This window comes from Shinella curvata, assembly GCF_022899935.1.
Classification (GTDB): domain Bacteria; phylum Pseudomonadota; class Alphaproteobacteria; order Rhizobiales; family Rhizobiaceae; genus Shinella; species Shinella curvata.
This window is the reverse complement of sequence record NZ_JALJCJ010000002.1, coordinates 454,435-468,314: the sequence shown is the minus strand read 5'-3', so window position 1 is coordinate 468,314 and position 13,880 is coordinate 454,435. Positions and strand designations below refer to the sequence as shown.

Sequence of the window (13,880 nt, the reverse complement as noted above, 5' to 3'; positions counted from 1 at the left end):
GCGAAAATTACTTCGTGGCGGCTTCGTAGCGCTCCAGGACGTAGTCCCAGTTGATCAGGCTGTCGACGAAGGCTTCGAGGTACTTCGGGCGGGCGTTGCGGTAGTCGATGTAATAGGAGTGTTCCCAGACGTCGACGCCGAGGATCGGCTCTGCGCCGTGCACCAGCGGGTTTTCGCCGTTCGGGGTCTTGGAGATCGCGAGCTTGCCGTCCTTGACGGAGAGCCAGGCCCAGCCCGAACCGAACTGCGTCGTGCCGGCGGCGATGAAATCGGTGCGGAACTTGTCGTAGCCGCCGAGATCGCTGTCGATGGCCTTCTGGAGGGCGCCCGGCAGGCTCTTGCCGCCGCCGTCCTTCTTCAGCCACTTCCAGAAATGGATGTGGTTGTAGTGCTGGCCGGCATTGTTGAAGAGGCCCTGGTTGGTGCCGTAGGACTTCTTGACGATCTCTTCGAGCGAGAGATCGGCCAGACCGGCTTCTTCCGCCAGCTTGTTGCCGTTATCGACATAGGCCTTGTGGTGCTTGTCGTGGTGATATTCGAGCGTTTCGCGCGACATGAAGGGCGCGAGGGCGTCGTAATCATAGGGAAGCGGCGGAAGTTCGAAAGCCATTGTGGTGTCTCCTCTTGGCGACGGAATTTTTAAAGGAAATCCGTGACCGGAACATAGGAGCGGCAACTGGAAGAGGCAACCGCCCGGGTTCCAAAATTTCCTGACCTTCGACAAAATCCTTCCGGTTTTTCCTGTTAGATCAAAGGTGAAGCGGAACGAATTGTGATTTGCAGCATTTCGCCCGTCCCCCGCCAATGTGGAGTTTTTCATGCGCGCCATCCCCCTTGCCCTCCTCGCCCTTTCGCTCGCCGCCCCGCTGGCCCACGCCTCCTCCTCCGACGCCTGGGAGGAATTCCGCGCTGATGTGGAGAAAAGCTGCCTGGCGAGCCTGCCCGAGGCGCTGGGAACGCCGACCGTGTTCGTCGAGCCGACCGGTACGGAGTCTTTCGGCATCGCCGCCGTCGAAGGGCTTTCGCCGGAGGCCAAGAGCCAGATCACCTATGTCTGCATATACGACAAGCAGAAGAAGACGGTGGAGGTGTCGCCACCGATCGCCGCCGAGTTTCTGCATGTGGTGCGCGAAAGCGAGCGCGCCGCGGCGGCCGAGCAGAAGGCCGCGACCGGCGACAACAAGACGGAGGATGCCGCGGGGCAGGAATAGGCGTCGCGAAACTGGCCTTTGAAAGCAGAAAGCCGGTCGTTTGACCGGCTTTCTTGTCGTTTACGCATCCCCGCTGGAATGGGCCCAGTCAAAATAGAGGTCGCGGGCCTTGGCGGTGATCGGGCCGGGCTGCAGGTCGCGGCCGTCGAGACGCGTTACCGGAACGACCTTGGAATAGTTGCCCGAGGTGAAGATCTCGTCGGCGGCCTCGAAATCGGCGACCGTCAGGGTGGTTTCGACCACCTCGAAGCCGGCTTCGCGGAGCAGGCCGATGACCCGGCTGCGAGTGATGCCGGCGAGGAACGTGCGGTTGGCGGCCGGCGTGAAGACGACGCCGTCCCGGACCATGAAGACGTTGGACGACGCCGTTTCCGCAACATTTCCGAGCATGTCGCGCACCAGCGCGTTGTCGAAGCCGCGCTTGCGCGCCTCTATCTGCATGCGGGCATTGTTGGGGTAGAGGCAGCCGGCCTTGGCATCCGTCGGCATGCATTCCACCGTCGGACGGCGGAAGGGCGAGACGGTCAGCGAGGACGCTGCCTTCGGATCGCCCATCGGGGCTTCGAAGAGGCAGAGCGCGAAGCGCGTCGACTCGTCATCCGGCGCGACGACGCCACTGGGAGAACCGTGCTCGGCCCAGTACATCGGCTTGATATAGATCGCCGTCTTGCCGTCGAACCTCTTGACGCCTTCCCAGGCGAGCGTCTCGATTTCTTCCGCCCGCATCGTCGCCTTGAGGCCCAGCGCTTGCGCCGAGCGGTTGACGCGCTGGCAATGCAGGTCGAGGTCCGGCGCGATGCCGTCGAACCAGCGGCCGCCGTCGAACACGGTCGAGCCGAGCCACATGGCGTGCGAGGTGGGGCCGATCAGCGGCGGGTTGCCCGAAATCCATTCGCCGTCCACGAAGGTCCAGGTCGTCGAGCGTGGTGATGTATCGACTGGCATTGTTCTACTCCTTTTCGCCCATCAAACGCCCGGCCGGCAGGGCCGGTCAAGCTGCATCTGCCTTCCGACAGCGCACGCCGCTTGTCCATTCAAGATGTTGAATGGGTGTATCAGGTCTTATCATGGGTCGCGCGATTGAGGCCCTTCGGGGTGCATGCAATACAGGAAGCAAAGGGAGACGATCATGCGCGCGATGTATTACGAGGCCTTCGAGACCACCCCTGAAATCCGCACCCTGCCCGACCCGACGCCGGCCGAAGGCGGCGTGGTGATCAAGGTGGAAGCGACGGGGCTTTGCCGCAGCGACTGGCATGGCTGGATGGGCCACGATGCCGATATCAAGCTGCCGCATGTGCCGGGCCACGAGCTGGCCGGCAAGGTCGTCGCGGTCGGAAAGGGCGTGCGCCGGTTCCGCGAAGGCCAGCGCGTGACGGTGCCCTTCGTCTCCGGTTGCGGCCATTGCGGCGAATGCCGCTCGGGCAACCAGCAGGTCTGCGAGGAACAGTTCCAGCCCGGCTTTACCCATTGGGGCTCGTTTGCCGAATATGTCGCGATCGACTACGCGGACCACAATCTCGTGCATCTGCCGGAAACGGTGGACTACGCCACCGCCGCCAGCCTCGGCTGCCGCTTCGCCACATCCTTCCGCGCGGTGGTCGATCAGGCGCGCGTGACGGGCGGCGAATGGGTGGCGGTGCATGGCTGCGGCGGCGTCGGCCTCTCCGCCATCATGATCGCAGCGGCGCTCGGCGCCAACCCCATCGCCATCGACATTTCTGCCGAGAAGCTGGACTTCGCCCGCAAGATGGGCGCCGTCGCCACCATCAATGCCCGCGAGGTCGCCGACGTCGCCGAGGCTGTGCGGGACCTCACCGGCGGCGGCGCGCATGCCTCCGTCGATGCCCTGGGTTCACCCGTCACCTGCTTCAACTCCATCAAGAACCTGCGCCGCCGCGGACGGCACGTGCAGGTCGGCCTGATGCTCGCCGATCATGCGACGCCACAGATCCCCATGGCCCAGGTCATCGGCCACGAACTCGAAATCTACGGCAGCCACGGCATGCAGGCCTGGCGCTACGACGCGATGCTGGCGATGATTGAAAGTGGCAAGCTTACGCCGCAAAAATTGATCGGCCGCCATATCAGCCTGGAAGAGGCCGTTCCGGCGCTGATGGCGATGGACAAGGCGGCGGATCTGGGGATCAGCGTGATTACGCGGTTCTGAGGGGGTAGGTTCTTCGGGGCGTTCCCCTCACGAACGAGGTATCTTCTTTCCAGGAACGTTGGCGGCGGGCTGAAATACGCGGCTGCTCGACAGCCGACACATAACGATAGCCGCCTTGCCGGAAGCGGGCATTGCGACAGGTTCCAATTTCGACGAAACCGATAGCGGCGCGCCATTCGGCTGCCACCGTGGAACTGTTGTGTTCTATTCCGACTCATCGAATGCCGCCACGCGATTCAGGAACTTTTAGGTTTCCGAACACGATACGGTGTCAGTAAAAATGGAGAGTGGCATATGCTTAGATCGGCCGCATTGGTAGTGCTTAGCTTTGCTTTCGCTCCAGTCGCGATCAGCGCTCCACTGGCGATCAACTGCACTGGCAATTGGGCCAAGACCATTGAATCCCTTGAGCCACAACCTGAGGGGCCGGCAACTCTGTCGGCGATCCGTTGCCTACCTCTCCCGCAAAGCGGCTACCCGGTTTCACTTTCGCCCGACGGAAGCAAGATATTCAGCTTTCACAGTATTGAGGGACTATGGATCGGTGGCCTCAATCGGTCCGATGCAAACCACACTTTTCCGGGGCGTGTACTTTCATCCGTCTTCAGCGACAAGACGGTGCCCTTCGAATGGCTTGCCGACTCGTCCGAGGTCATCGGTGTCAAGCGGAATAGCAATAGAGGGGGTTTTGCGCTTGGGCCACTGCAACCCTATTTGTTCACGAACGATGGCAGGCAAACGCGTTTGCCGGCTCTCTCGCATCCGAATGGACCGCTGGACGAAATCTTTTGGATCGGCGGCTCAGGCTTGGCATTCGCGACGTTCGGGACCAAGGGCGCGTACTACAAACCAGAACATGAAGACCTAAACCCGACGATATCTCTCGTTGACGCGAAGGTCGGGCAGATTTTGGAAGACGTTGAAACCGCAGCGATATCAGGTCTACCCAGCTACAAAAACTTAACCGGGATATCTTCTCGTGTCGACAAGAGCGGGCGGGCGCGTGTTTTGACTGCCTGGCTGCCAAATACTTGGTTGCTCTGGGATCAAGGTGAGAGCCCGCGCATTCTGCCTATCCACAACAAGACAGCTAGAGCGAGTTACACGCTTTCCATGGACGGCACCAAGGTGCTGATCATGGGAAATCTGAGCGCAACCGGATTGATATGCGAATTTCATAATCCCTGCCCGACGCCGACGCCACAGTCAGGCATGATCGCGGAGTTGAGAGACGTAAGCTCGGGTCGGCTGGTTTGGTCTATAATGGGAACTGCCAAGCAGTTCTCGAACAGCGATCTCCCTGCGATCAGCCCGGATGACCAATATGCCTTGATAACAATGCCCGGTGACCATGAAGATATCGGCCTTGTGTCGATGACTGATGGCTCTGTTCTTCAGCGATTTCGGATGCCAGGCTGGGGCAGCCTGACGCTTGGCTTTTCCTCGGACAGCAAGCAGGCCTGGATCACCGGCGGGGCGACGATGGCCATTTTTAATATCGGCCCACAAAAATGAAATTGTTGTAGGCATGCTTTTGGTCGTGCACCAAGGGCGTTAGGCAATGGGTTTCGCGTGGGGCATCGCACGGACCGAGGGCCGCCATCATTTGCCAGTTATCGAGCGCTCGTAGAAATGCGGTGCCCAGAGGCCGCGAGACATACGCCATCGAGCTCGCCTTTGGTGTATGCCGCCAACGTTGTCGAGAACCGCATTCCTCAACTCCACAATTGACATTCCCCCGCCGATACCACCCAATCCCCCGTAAATGCTGGAGGAATCGCCGTTCATGTCCCATGCCGCCTATGTGTTCGATGCCTATGGCACGCTGTTCGATGTGCATGCGGCGGTGCGGCGGCATGCCGGGGATGTGGGGCCGAATTATCAGGCGTTTTCGGAGATGTGGCGCGCCAAGCAGCTGGAATATTCCTGGACGCGGGCCCTGATGGGCGCTTACGCCGATTTCTGGCAGCTGACCGAACAGGCGCTCGACTATACGTTCAAGCGGGTCGGCGGGGTCGATCCGGCGCTCAGGCAGAAGCTGCTCGATGCCTATTGGAAGCTCGATTGCTACCCGGAGGTGCCCGCCGTGCTCAAGGCGCTGAGAAGCCGGGGCGCGCATATCGCCATCCTGTCGAACGGCTCGCCCTCCATGCTCGCCTCGGCGGTGAAGAACGCCGCGCTCGACACCGTCATCGACGACATTTTTTCCGTCGATACCCTGAAGACCTACAAGACGGCGCCGAGCGTCTACGATCTCGTGACGACGCATTACCGGCTCTATCCCAATGTCGTCTCCTTCCAGTCCTCCAACCGCTGGGACATTGCCGGCGCCACGAAGTTCGGGTTCCGCACCGTGTGGATCAACCGCGCCAACATGCCGGACGAATATTTCGATCTCGGCCCCTCGCTGATCCTGCCCTCGCTCGAAAGCCTCTGACATGGCCTGGTCCGCCACCCAATACCTGAAATTCGAGGACGAACGCACACGCCCGGCGCGCGACCTGCTCGCCCAGGTGCCCGACGATCTCGTCGCCGGTCTGGTCTTCGATCTCGGCTGCGGCCCCGGCAACTCGACGGAGCTGCTGGCGAAGCGTTTTCCCGGGCGCGGCGTCAAGGGTGTCGACAATGCCGCGGACATGCTGAAGGCTGCCCGCCAGCGCCTGCCGGGTATCGATTTCGTCGAATGCGATCTGGCGAAATGGCGCCCGCCGATGCCGTCCGCCCTGCTCTACGCCAACGCCGTCTTCCAGTGGCTGCCGGATCACCTGCCGCTTCTGGCCGAGCTGATGGATGGCCTGCGTCCGGGCGGCGTGCTCGCCGTGCAGATGCCGGATAATCTTTCCGAACCCTCCCATCTGCTGATGGAGGAAAGTGCGATGGCCGGCCCCTGGAAGAGGGCCTTCGAGGCCGGCACGCCGCGCCGCAAGCCGCTGCCCGCGCCCGCCGCCTACATCGACGCGCTCGGCCCGAAGGCGGCGCGCGTCGATGTCTGGCACACCGCCTACAATCATCCGATGGCCGATGCGGCGGCGATCGTCGAATGGGTGAAGGGCACGGGGCTGCGGCCCTATCTCGACCGTATCCCGGCCGGGCAGCGTGATGGCTTCCTTGCCGACTACGAAAACCGCATCGCCAAGGCCTACGCGCCGATGGCCGACGGCCGACGGCTGTTGCGCTTCCCGCGGCTGTTCATCGTGGCGGTGAAGGCCTGACGAAAAAGGCGAGGGAATGATATCCCCTCGCCTCAGTTTTCCGTTCAGAACACGCGACGCCTAGCGCCGCAGGCTGCCCAGAATGCCGCGCACCAGCGCGCGCCCGAGCGAGGACGCGACGGTTCGCGCCACCGATTTCATCGCCGCTTCCGCCACCGTCTCGCGCTGATAGCCGGAGCGCGGCTTTGCCTGCTTGGGTGCTGCGGGTGCCGCCGGCTCGTCGTCGCCGAAACCGGGCAGCGTCCAGCGGCTGCCGCCAGAGGATTGCCCGGCGGACTGTTCGGCCTGCGCCTGCTCCTGCGCAGCAGCCGAATCGGCCGCCTTCTTGGCGCGCGCCATGAGGATTTCATAGGCGGATTCGCGGTCGAAATCCTCGTCGTAAAGGCCGGCGACGGGGCTGACGCCCATGATCTGCTTGCGCTCGGCATCCGTGACCGGGCCGAGCCGCGAGGCCGGCGGCCGGATCAGGGTGCGTTCCACCATCGAGGGCGCGCCCTTGCCTTCCAGCGTCGAGACCAGAGCCTCGCCGGTGCCGAGATTGGTGATGACGGTGGCGCAGTCGAATTCCGGGTTGGGGCGGAACGTATCGGCCGCCGTCTTCACCGCCTTCTGCTCGCGCGGCGTATAGGCGCGCAGCGCATGCTGCACGCGGTTGCCGAGCTGGGCGAGCACCGTTTCCGGCACGTCGAGCGGGTTCTGCGTGACGAAATAGACGCCCACGCCCTTGGAGCGGATGAGGCGCACGACCTGCTCGACCCGCTCGGTCAAAACCTTCGGTGCATCGTTGAACAGCAGATGCGCCTCATCGAAGAAGAACACCAGCTTGGGCTTTTCCGGGTCGCCGACTTCCGGCAGCACTTCGAACAGCTCGGAGAGCATCCACAAGAGGAAGGTGCCATAGAGGCGCGGGTTCATCATCAGCTTGTCGGCGGCAAGCACCGAGATCGCGCCACGGCCGTCATTGGTGGTGCGCATGATGTCGGAGATCTTGAGCGCCGGCTCGCCGAAGAACTGTTCGGCGCCCTGCTGCTCGAGGATCAGCAATTCGCGCTGGATCGAGCCGACGGAGGCCTTGGAGATGAAGCCGAACTGGTTGGACAGCGTCGTGGCGTTCTCGCCCATATAGTTGAGCAGCGCCTGGAAATCCTTGAGGTCGAGCAGCGGCAGGCCACCCTGATCGGCGATCTTGAAGGCGATGTTGATGACGCCTTCCTGCGCATCCGTCGCGTTCATCAGGCGCGAGAGCAAAAGCGGCCCCATCTCGGACATGGTCGTGCGGACGCGGTGGCCCTTCTCGCCGTAGAGATCCCAGAATATGACGGGGAATTCCTGGAAGTCGTAGGGCGTGAGCCCGATCTGGTCGGCGCGCTTCTGGAGAAAGTCCTTCGGCTCGCCCATGGCGCCGATGCCCGAGAGGTCGCCCTTCACGTCGGCGCAGAACACCGGCACGCCGGCATTCGAAAAGCCTTCGGCGAGGATCTGCAGCGTCACGGTCTTGCCGGTGCCGGTCGCGCCCGTCACGAGGCCGTGGCGGTTGCCGAACTTCAGCTCCAGATATTCCGGCTTGTTGTTGGTGTCGTCAGGCTTGCGGCTGGTGCCGATATAAAGCTTGCCGTCCTGAAGAATGGAATCCGTCACGCTGAAAACTCCCTGACTGCCGGTTCCTCGTCCGATTCCCGAAAGCGCGGATTGCCGCGCGCCGACGGTTTTCATTGAATCGTCTCAGGCAAGTTATAAGGATAGTCCGGCACGGGAACAACACGATTTCAAGGCCTTCGTGCCCCTGCCACGGAATGCGAAGCCGGCTTGAATTTGCCGGAGAGTTCATTTACCTTGACGTCAACGTCAATTTCTTCGGAGGATTTTCCATGAACGATCTCGTCACCCGCGTTGCCGATGCCGTCGGCATCGACCCGGCCCTTGCTGAAAAGGCCATCGGCATGATGCTCGGCTTCCTGCAGCGCGAAGCGGCGGACGGCCCGGTCGCCAGGATGATCGAATCCATTCCCGGCGCCTCCGAGCTGGTCGCCCAGTACAATGGCGAAGGCACCGGCGGCGGCGGCCTGCTTGGCGGCCTGATGAGCGCCATCGGCGGCGGCGGCATCATGGGTCTCGGCCAGCAGCTGATGAGCCAGGGTCTCGGCATGGGCGAGATCTCCGGCCTCGCCAAGGAAACCATGGCCGTTGCCCGCGAACATGCCGGTGCCGACGTGGTCGACGAAGTCGTCGCCTCCGTGCCGGGCCTCAGCCAGTTCGTCTGATTTTTGCCTTCGCCATCCCGCGTCCGCGCGGGATGGCCTTCTCACGCGCTGCCCTGGGATTTCAACCATTTGCGCAGCCGGCCACGCGCATTGGCATAGGGTGACGACGTGTTGAACTGGATCATCCGGCCCATCGTCCATTTTCCATACCAAGGGCGGCCGTAGAGCGCCGCATCGTCGTGCCGGCCGATGGCTTCGACGATCCTCCCCTTCGCCGCCTCAAGGCGCGCGACAAGTGCGGGATAGGGAACATCCGCATAGTCGCGGTAGAATTTCTGGGCGAGCTTTCCAAGCTCGTTCCATTGGAAACCGGTTTCCGGAAAATCGATCGGCTCGCCGGCCGCATCCCGCTCCAGCCATTTCAGCACAAGCTCGTTCCAGCCGGTAAGGTAGGCCACGAGATCGCACGGGCTCATGAGCGTGCCCTTGGCATGCCCCTCCATCGTGCGCATCTGCACGCGATCCGGCGCAACATCGTCCAGCGCCTTCAGGAGCTTGCCGGATTCCAGCGCGATGGCGGCAAGCAGTTCGTCCTTGTTCTGCGGAACGGCCACGGCGGCTCTAGCGCCTGCGCGTCAGAATCAGCAGGGCGGTGAAGGCGGTGAGGCCGAGGCCGACCGAGAGCGGCCCGGCCTGCGGGCCACCGGCTTCCATGATCGCGCCGGTGAGGCCCGAGCCGGTGGCGCTGCCTGCCGCATAGACGAGCGCGAAAGCAGCCGAACCGGCAACCAGCATGGAGCCGCTGTAGCGTTCGCCAAGCATGGTGAGTGCGCAGGTATAGAGCGAGAAGATCGCCGTTCCCATCACCGCCAGAAGCGCCAGGATCGCGATTTCCGATGTTACCGACGGCAGGACGAGATAGCTCGCGGCAGCAACAATGACCGTGGCGAGCGCCACCCGCTCGCGCGGAAACTTGTCGAGCAGCACGCCGATGAAGGGTTGGGCGAGCGCGGTGGGCAGCGCCATCACCGTCACGGTGATGGCGGCGAAGGCCTCGCTGTAGCCCGTCTTCACGAAATAGACCGGCATGGCGGAGATCGCGGCGATATCGGCAAAGCCGAAGACATAGACCATGCCGACGAGAATGGGCGCGGCCTTGAAGAAGCGGAAGACATCGACCGTGGACGACGGTTCGGGCGCCGTTTTTGTCGAGAACATCAGCATGGCGGTCGCAAAGGCGACGATGGCGAGATAGACGGCCGTCAGCGCAAAACCGAGCCCGCCAGCGCTGCCGAACAGCGGGATCGCCAGCGGTCCCGCGGCGAAGCCACCGCAGATTCCCATGCCGTAGAGGCCGGAGACGCGACCGCGCAGGCGGTCCGGGCAGGCGGCGTTCAGCCAGGCCTCGCCGAGCATGAAGATGACGCTGGCGAAGAAGCCGAGCAGGAAGCGGGCGAGCCCCCAGACGACGAAGGACGACGTGGCCGCGAAGGTTGCCAGGCACAGCGAGCAGATGATGAGGCTGAAGATGATCAGCCGATCCGGCCGCCAGCGCGCGGTGAGGCTGCCGACGAGCAGGGTCGAGGCCCCCATGCCGGCGGCATAGGCGATGGCGTTAACGCCGATCATCGACGAGGAATAGCCGCGCGATTCCAGCGTCAGCGAGACGAGCGGATAGGTGAGCCCCTGCGCCACGGAAAACGCCGTCGCGCCAAGCACGACGGCAACAATGGCCGACCAATCCGGCGCGAGGACGGATGAAGACGAGGACTGCATGAAGGGCTCCCTGCCGCACACCGGGCGGCGCGATACCCATACCTGCCCGGCAGCGATTTGGAAAGCCGGCCTCTCCCCAGGGCGGAATCGGCGGAGATTGGAGCCCCGCCTGATATCATTAAGCCGCGCGGTCCCAGACCGGCGCCAGGCCATCCGGGCTGACGATGCGGCCATCGGGACGGGCGAGCGCATGGATGCGTGCCATCTCGTCTGGCGTCAGCGCGAAGTCGAAGATCGCCAGGTTTTCGGCAAGCCGCGCTTCCGTTACCGTCTTGGTCAGCGCCACCACGTCCGGCTGCTGGATCAACCAGCGCAGCGCGATCTGCGCGGCGGACTTGCCATGGGCAGCGGCGATCTCATTGAGAACAGGATCGGCCGGCACCTTGCCATCGGCCATGGCGAAATAGGCGGTCAGCGCCATGCCGTGTTTCCCGGCTGCCTCCAGCACCGCCGTCTGGTCGAGGAAGGGATGGTACTCGACCTGGTTGGTGACGAGCGGCGCGGCACTCAGGCGCACGGCCTCGGCCATCAGCGCCGTGTTGAAATTGCTGACGCCGATATGCCGGGCAAGACCCTTTTCGCGCACGGCGTTGAGTTCGGCGATCTGCACCTCGAGCGGCACCGCCTCGTTTGGCCAGTGCAGCAGGAGAAGATCGACATGGTCGGTCTTCAGCTTGCGCAGGCTTTCCGCGACGGAAACCGCGAAGGCATCCTTTGCATAATTCGCAACCCAGACCTTGGTGGTCAGGAAGATGGTTTCGCGCGCGACGCCGGACTTTTGGATGGCGTCGCCGACGGCCGCCTCGTTCTCGTAGATCTGGGCGGTATCGACATGGGTGAAGCCGCTCTGGAGCGCCCTCGGCAGGATGGAGAGGACATCGGCTTCCGGCATGCGGAAGGTGCCGAAGCCCAGTTGGGGAATGTGGGCGCCATTGGCGTTGATGGTTTTCATGGAATTCTCCTGATGGGTTTGAAAGGGTTCAGGCCGGCTGGCAGACGGCATCGGACTGGCTGTGCTCACGGCGGTCGAGCGCGCCGCTGATGAGCGTCAGGCCGAGAGCACCGGCGACGAGGATGGCACCGACCCAGGGCGTGGCGCCGAGGCCGAGCGGGGAAGCGACGACCAATCCGCCGATCCAGGCGCCGGCCGCGATGCCGAGATTGAAGGCGGCGATATTGAGGGCCGAGGCGACATCGATGCCGGCCGGGCGATGGCGCTTGGCCATGTCGACGACATAGAGCTGGAGACCCGGCACATTGGCGAAGGACAGGAAGCCGAGCGCGGCGAGCGTGACCAGGGCGAAGACCGGCGACGGTGCGGTGAAGGTGAGCACGACGAGCACGATGGCTTGCAGGGCGAAGAGCACGACGAGCGCCTTGACGGGATCCTTGTCCGCGACCTTGCCGCCGAAGATATTGCCGGCCGCGATGGCCGCGCCATAGAGCACCAGAACGAGGCTGACCGTGTTGGCGGAGAAGCCGGTAATCTCCTGCAGCAGCGGCGACAGGAAGGTGAAGGTGACGAACGTGCCGCCATAGCCCAGCGCCGTCATGGCGAAGACGATGATGAGGCGGCCGGAACCGAGCACGCGCACCTGGTCCATCAGGCCCGCCGGCTTTTCGCGCTTGAGGTTGTTCGGAAGCAGCAGGGCGACGGCCGCGAAAGCGACGAGGCCGAGGCCGGCGACGGCCCAGAAGGTGGCGCGCCAGCCGAAGGTCTGGCCGATGAAGGTGCCGAGCGGCACGCCGGTCACGATGGCGACGGTCAGGCCCATGAACATCATGGCGATGGCCGAGGCGCGGCGATCGGGTGCCACGAGATCGGCCGCGATGGTGGCGCCGACGGAGAAGAAGACGCCATGCGCAAAGGCCGAGAGCACGCGGCCGACGAGCAGCATTTCATAACTCGGCGACAGGGCAGCGATGGCATTGCCGGCGATGAAGAGCGCCATGAGCCCGAGCAGCAAAGGCTTGCGGCCGAGCTTTCCGGTAAGCGCGGTGAGCACCGGCGCGCCAAAGGTGACGCCGAGAGCGTAGACGGAGACGATGAGGCCGGCGAGCTGCAGGGTGATGTGAAGATCGGAGGCGACGGTCGGCAACAGGCCGACGATCACGAATTCTGTGGTGCCGATCGCGTAGGCCGCGACGGTAAGTGCGAAGAGAGCAAGTGGCATGGAGCACCTTAGGAGCTTGGGCGGCGCAATCGGACGCCGTGCGGGAGTTACGGCGGGAATATGCGGTGCGGCCACTTGAATGATAAGAATCTGCAATGGATAAAGGACTGTGAAATAAATTCACAGGATCAAACCATGGATAATCGCACCGGTGAAATGGATGTCTTCGTCGCGGCCGCCGAGACCGGCAGCTTTTCCGCCGCGGCCCGGTTGCTGAAGCTGACGCCCTCGGCGGTGAGCAAGCTGGTGACCCGCATCGAGGATCGCCTGGGCACGCGCCTGCTGGTGCGCACCACCCGCTCTCTCCTCTTGACGCCGGAAGGCGAAACCTATCTGGCGCGGGCGCGGCGCGTGCTGGCGGAAATCGACGAGATGGAGCGGCTGGTCGCGCGCGGCGCGCAGGCGAAACCGCGCGGCCTGCTGCGCATCAACGCCACGATCGGCTTCGGCGAGTGCTACATCATCCCGCTCGTCGGCGAATTCCTGGCGCTCTATCCGGATGTGAAGCTGGAATTGTCGCTGAGCGACGGCCTGATCGACCTCGTGGAGGAACGCACCGATATCGCCTTCCGCACCGCGCCGATGGCCGATTCCGCGCTCAAGGCGCGTAAGCTGCTGGTCAGCCATCGCGTGACCGTCGCCACGCCCGGCTATCTTGCGCGGCGCGGCACGCCGCGCACGCCGACGGATCTCGCCACGCACAATTGCATCACCTTCACCTTCGGCCGCACGCCGGGCGAATGGCCGTTCCGCGATCCCGGCGAAAGCATGGTCTATCCAGCGCCGGCCGCCGGCAATCTGATGGCTGCCAGCGGCTCCGTCGCGCGGCTGCTCTGCCTTCAGGGGCTCGGCATCGCGCGCATCGGCAAGTTCCATGTCGAAGGCGACATTGCAGCGGGCGTTCTGGTCGAGGTGCTTGCGGATTACAATCCGGAGCAGCCGGAACAGGTGCATGCCGTCTATGTCGGCCACGAGCATCTGGCGGCCCGCATCCGGGCGTTTATCGACTTCCTCGCGGAGAAGATCTGAGCCTCCGGCTTGCCCCCTTCCCCTCTCCCGGTTGCCAATTGCGCCTACCGATGGTATCGCTTGCCCGTTCGCAACACGTAAGAGAGGACTGCGCGTGAAACACGAAT

Annotated in this window: 14 protein-coding genes; 7 read left to right on the top strand and 7 right to left on the bottom strand. The window is 63.5% G+C overall.

The window, feature by feature from the left end:
* Positions 1-7: 7 nt before the first annotated feature.
* Positions 8-610 carry a superoxide dismutase gene (locus tag MUU55_RS08325; RefSeq protein WP_244760307.1) on the bottom strand — a complete coding sequence of 201 codons (603 nt, stop codon included), beginning with the start codon at positions 608-610 and terminating at the stop codon, positions 8-10.
* Positions 611-818: 208 nt separating this feature from the next.
* On the opposite strand from MUU55_RS08325, the gene MUU55_RS08320 reads away from it, so the two are divergent.
* The gene (locus tag MUU55_RS08320; protein WP_244760306.1) at positions 819-1,211 is read left to right on the top strand and encodes a hypothetical protein; all 393 of its coding nucleotides are present in this window, start codon (positions 819-821) and stop codon (positions 1,209-1,211) included.
* 60 nt (positions 1,212-1,271) lie between these two features.
* Here the strand turns inward: MUU55_RS08320 and MUU55_RS08315 are convergent, their stop codons facing one another.
* A complete protein-coding gene (locus MUU55_RS08315) occupies positions 1,272-2,156 on the bottom strand; it encodes a branched-chain amino acid aminotransferase (protein WP_244760305.1) in 885 nt (294 codons plus the stop codon).
* Positions 2,157-2,340: 184 nt separating this feature from the next.
* Between MUU55_RS08315 and MUU55_RS08310 the strand changes: the two genes are divergently transcribed.
* The 4 genes from MUU55_RS08310 to tam all read left to right on the top strand — a co-directional run bounded on the left by MUU55_RS08310 (position 2,341) and on the right by tam (position 6,593).
* Positions 2,341-3,381 carry a zinc-dependent alcohol dehydrogenase family protein gene (locus tag MUU55_RS08310; RefSeq protein WP_244760304.1) on the top strand — a complete coding sequence of 347 codons (1,041 nt, stop codon included), beginning with the start codon at positions 2,341-2,343 and terminating at the stop codon, positions 3,379-3,381.
* Positions 3,382-3,675: 294 nt separating this feature from the next.
* Positions 3,676-4,896: a hypothetical protein gene (locus tag MUU55_RS08305; RefSeq protein WP_244760303.1), complete on the top strand. Its 1,221-nt coding sequence runs from the start codon at positions 3,676-3,678 to the stop codon at positions 4,894-4,896.
* 271 nt (positions 4,897-5,167) lie between these two features.
* Positions 5,168-5,818, top strand: a complete 651-nt coding sequence (locus tag MUU55_RS08300) for a haloacid dehalogenase type II (RefSeq protein ID WP_244760302.1) — start codon at positions 5,168-5,170, stop codon at positions 5,816-5,818.
* A 1-nt stretch (position 5,819) separates the two neighbouring features.
* Positions 5,820-6,593 carry a trans-aconitate 2-methyltransferase gene (gene tam / locus MUU55_RS08295; RefSeq protein ID WP_244760301.1) on the top strand — a complete coding sequence of 258 codons (774 nt, stop codon included), beginning with the start codon at positions 5,820-5,822 and terminating at the stop codon, positions 6,591-6,593.
* A 60-nt stretch (positions 6,594-6,653) separates the two neighbouring features.
* On the opposite strand, the gene MUU55_RS08290 is transcribed toward tam, so the two are convergent.
* A complete protein-coding gene (locus MUU55_RS08290; RefSeq protein WP_244760899.1) occupies positions 6,654-8,219 on the bottom strand; it encodes a helicase HerA-like C-terminal domain-containing protein in 1,566 nt (521 codons plus the stop codon).
* A gap of 242 nt (positions 8,220-8,461) precedes the next feature.
* Here MUU55_RS08290 and MUU55_RS08285 point away from each other — a divergent pair, with 242 nt between their 5' ends.
* Positions 8,462-8,854, top strand: a complete 393-nt coding sequence (locus MUU55_RS08285) for a hypothetical protein (protein WP_244760300.1) — start codon at positions 8,462-8,464, stop codon at positions 8,852-8,854.
* A 41-nt stretch (positions 8,855-8,895) separates the two neighbouring features.
* On the opposite strand, the gene MUU55_RS08280 is transcribed toward MUU55_RS08285, so the two are convergent.
* The 4 genes from MUU55_RS08280 to MUU55_RS08265 form a co-directional block, all read right to left on the bottom strand.
* Positions 8,896-9,408, bottom strand: coding sequence for a ClbS/DfsB family four-helix bundle protein (locus MUU55_RS08280; RefSeq protein ID WP_244760299.1), 513 nt, complete (start codon positions 9,406-9,408; stop codon positions 8,896-8,898).
* A gap of 7 nt (positions 9,409-9,415) precedes the next feature.
* On the bottom strand, positions 9,416-10,570 hold the full coding sequence (locus MUU55_RS08275) for an MFS transporter (protein WP_244760298.1): 1,155 nt from the start codon (positions 10,568-10,570) through the stop codon (positions 9,416-9,418).
* Between the two features lie 118 nt (positions 10,571-10,688).
* A complete protein-coding gene (locus tag MUU55_RS08270) occupies positions 10,689-11,522 on the bottom strand; it encodes an aldo/keto reductase (RefSeq protein WP_244760297.1) in 834 nt (277 codons plus the stop codon).
* A gap of 28 nt (positions 11,523-11,550) precedes the next feature.
* A complete protein-coding gene (locus MUU55_RS08265; protein WP_244760296.1) occupies positions 11,551-12,744 on the bottom strand; it encodes an MFS transporter in 1,194 nt (397 codons plus the stop codon).
* Between the two features lie 135 nt (positions 12,745-12,879).
* On the opposite strand from MUU55_RS08265, the gene MUU55_RS08260 reads away from it, so the two are divergent.
* On the top strand, positions 12,880-13,773 hold the full coding sequence (locus MUU55_RS08260; RefSeq protein WP_244760295.1) for a LysR family transcriptional regulator: 894 nt from the start codon (positions 12,880-12,882) through the stop codon (positions 13,771-13,773).
* Positions 13,774-13,880: the final 107 nt, after the last annotated feature.

What these genes read in the sequence shown, in the direction of transcription:
- MUU55_RS08325 (WP_244760307.1), bottom strand. Translation starts at nt 610, where the DNA reads ATGGCTTTCGAACTTCCGCCGCTTCCCTATGATTACGACGCCCTCGCG.
- MUU55_RS08320 (WP_244760306.1), top strand. Translation starts at nt 819, where the DNA reads ATGCGCGCCATCCCCCTTGCCCTCCTCGCCCTTTCGCTCGCCGCCCCG.
- MUU55_RS08315 (WP_244760305.1), bottom strand. Translation starts at nt 2,156, where the DNA reads ATGCCAGTCGATACATCACCACGCTCGACGACCTGGACCTTCGTGGAC.
- MUU55_RS08310 (WP_244760304.1), top strand. Translation starts at nt 2,341, where the DNA reads ATGCGCGCGATGTATTACGAGGCCTTCGAGACCACCCCTGAAATCCGC.
- MUU55_RS08305 (WP_244760303.1), top strand. Translation starts at nt 3,676, where the DNA reads ATGCTTAGATCGGCCGCATTGGTAGTGCTTAGCTTTGCTTTCGCTCCA.
- MUU55_RS08300 (WP_244760302.1), top strand. Translation starts at nt 5,168, where the DNA reads ATGTCCCATGCCGCCTATGTGTTCGATGCCTATGGCACGCTGTTCGAT.
- tam (WP_244760301.1), top strand. Translation starts at nt 5,820, where the DNA reads ATGGCCTGGTCCGCCACCCAATACCTGAAATTCGAGGACGAACGCACA.
- MUU55_RS08285 (WP_244760300.1), top strand. Translation starts at nt 8,462, where the DNA reads ATGAACGATCTCGTCACCCGCGTTGCCGATGCCGTCGGCATCGACCCG.
- MUU55_RS08275 (WP_244760298.1), bottom strand. Translation starts at nt 10,570, where the DNA reads ATGCAGTCCTCGTCTTCATCCGTCCTCGCGCCGGATTGGTCGGCCATT.
- MUU55_RS08270 (WP_244760297.1), bottom strand. Translation starts at nt 11,522, where the DNA reads ATGAAAACCATCAACGCCAATGGCGCCCACATTCCCCAACTGGGCTTC.
- MUU55_RS08265 (WP_244760296.1), bottom strand. Translation starts at nt 12,744, where the DNA reads ATGCCACTTGCTCTCTTCGCACTTACCGTCGCGGCCTACGCGATCGGC.
- MUU55_RS08260 (WP_244760295.1), top strand. Translation starts at nt 12,880, where the DNA reads ATGGATAATCGCACCGGTGAAATGGATGTCTTCGTCGCGGCCGCCGAG.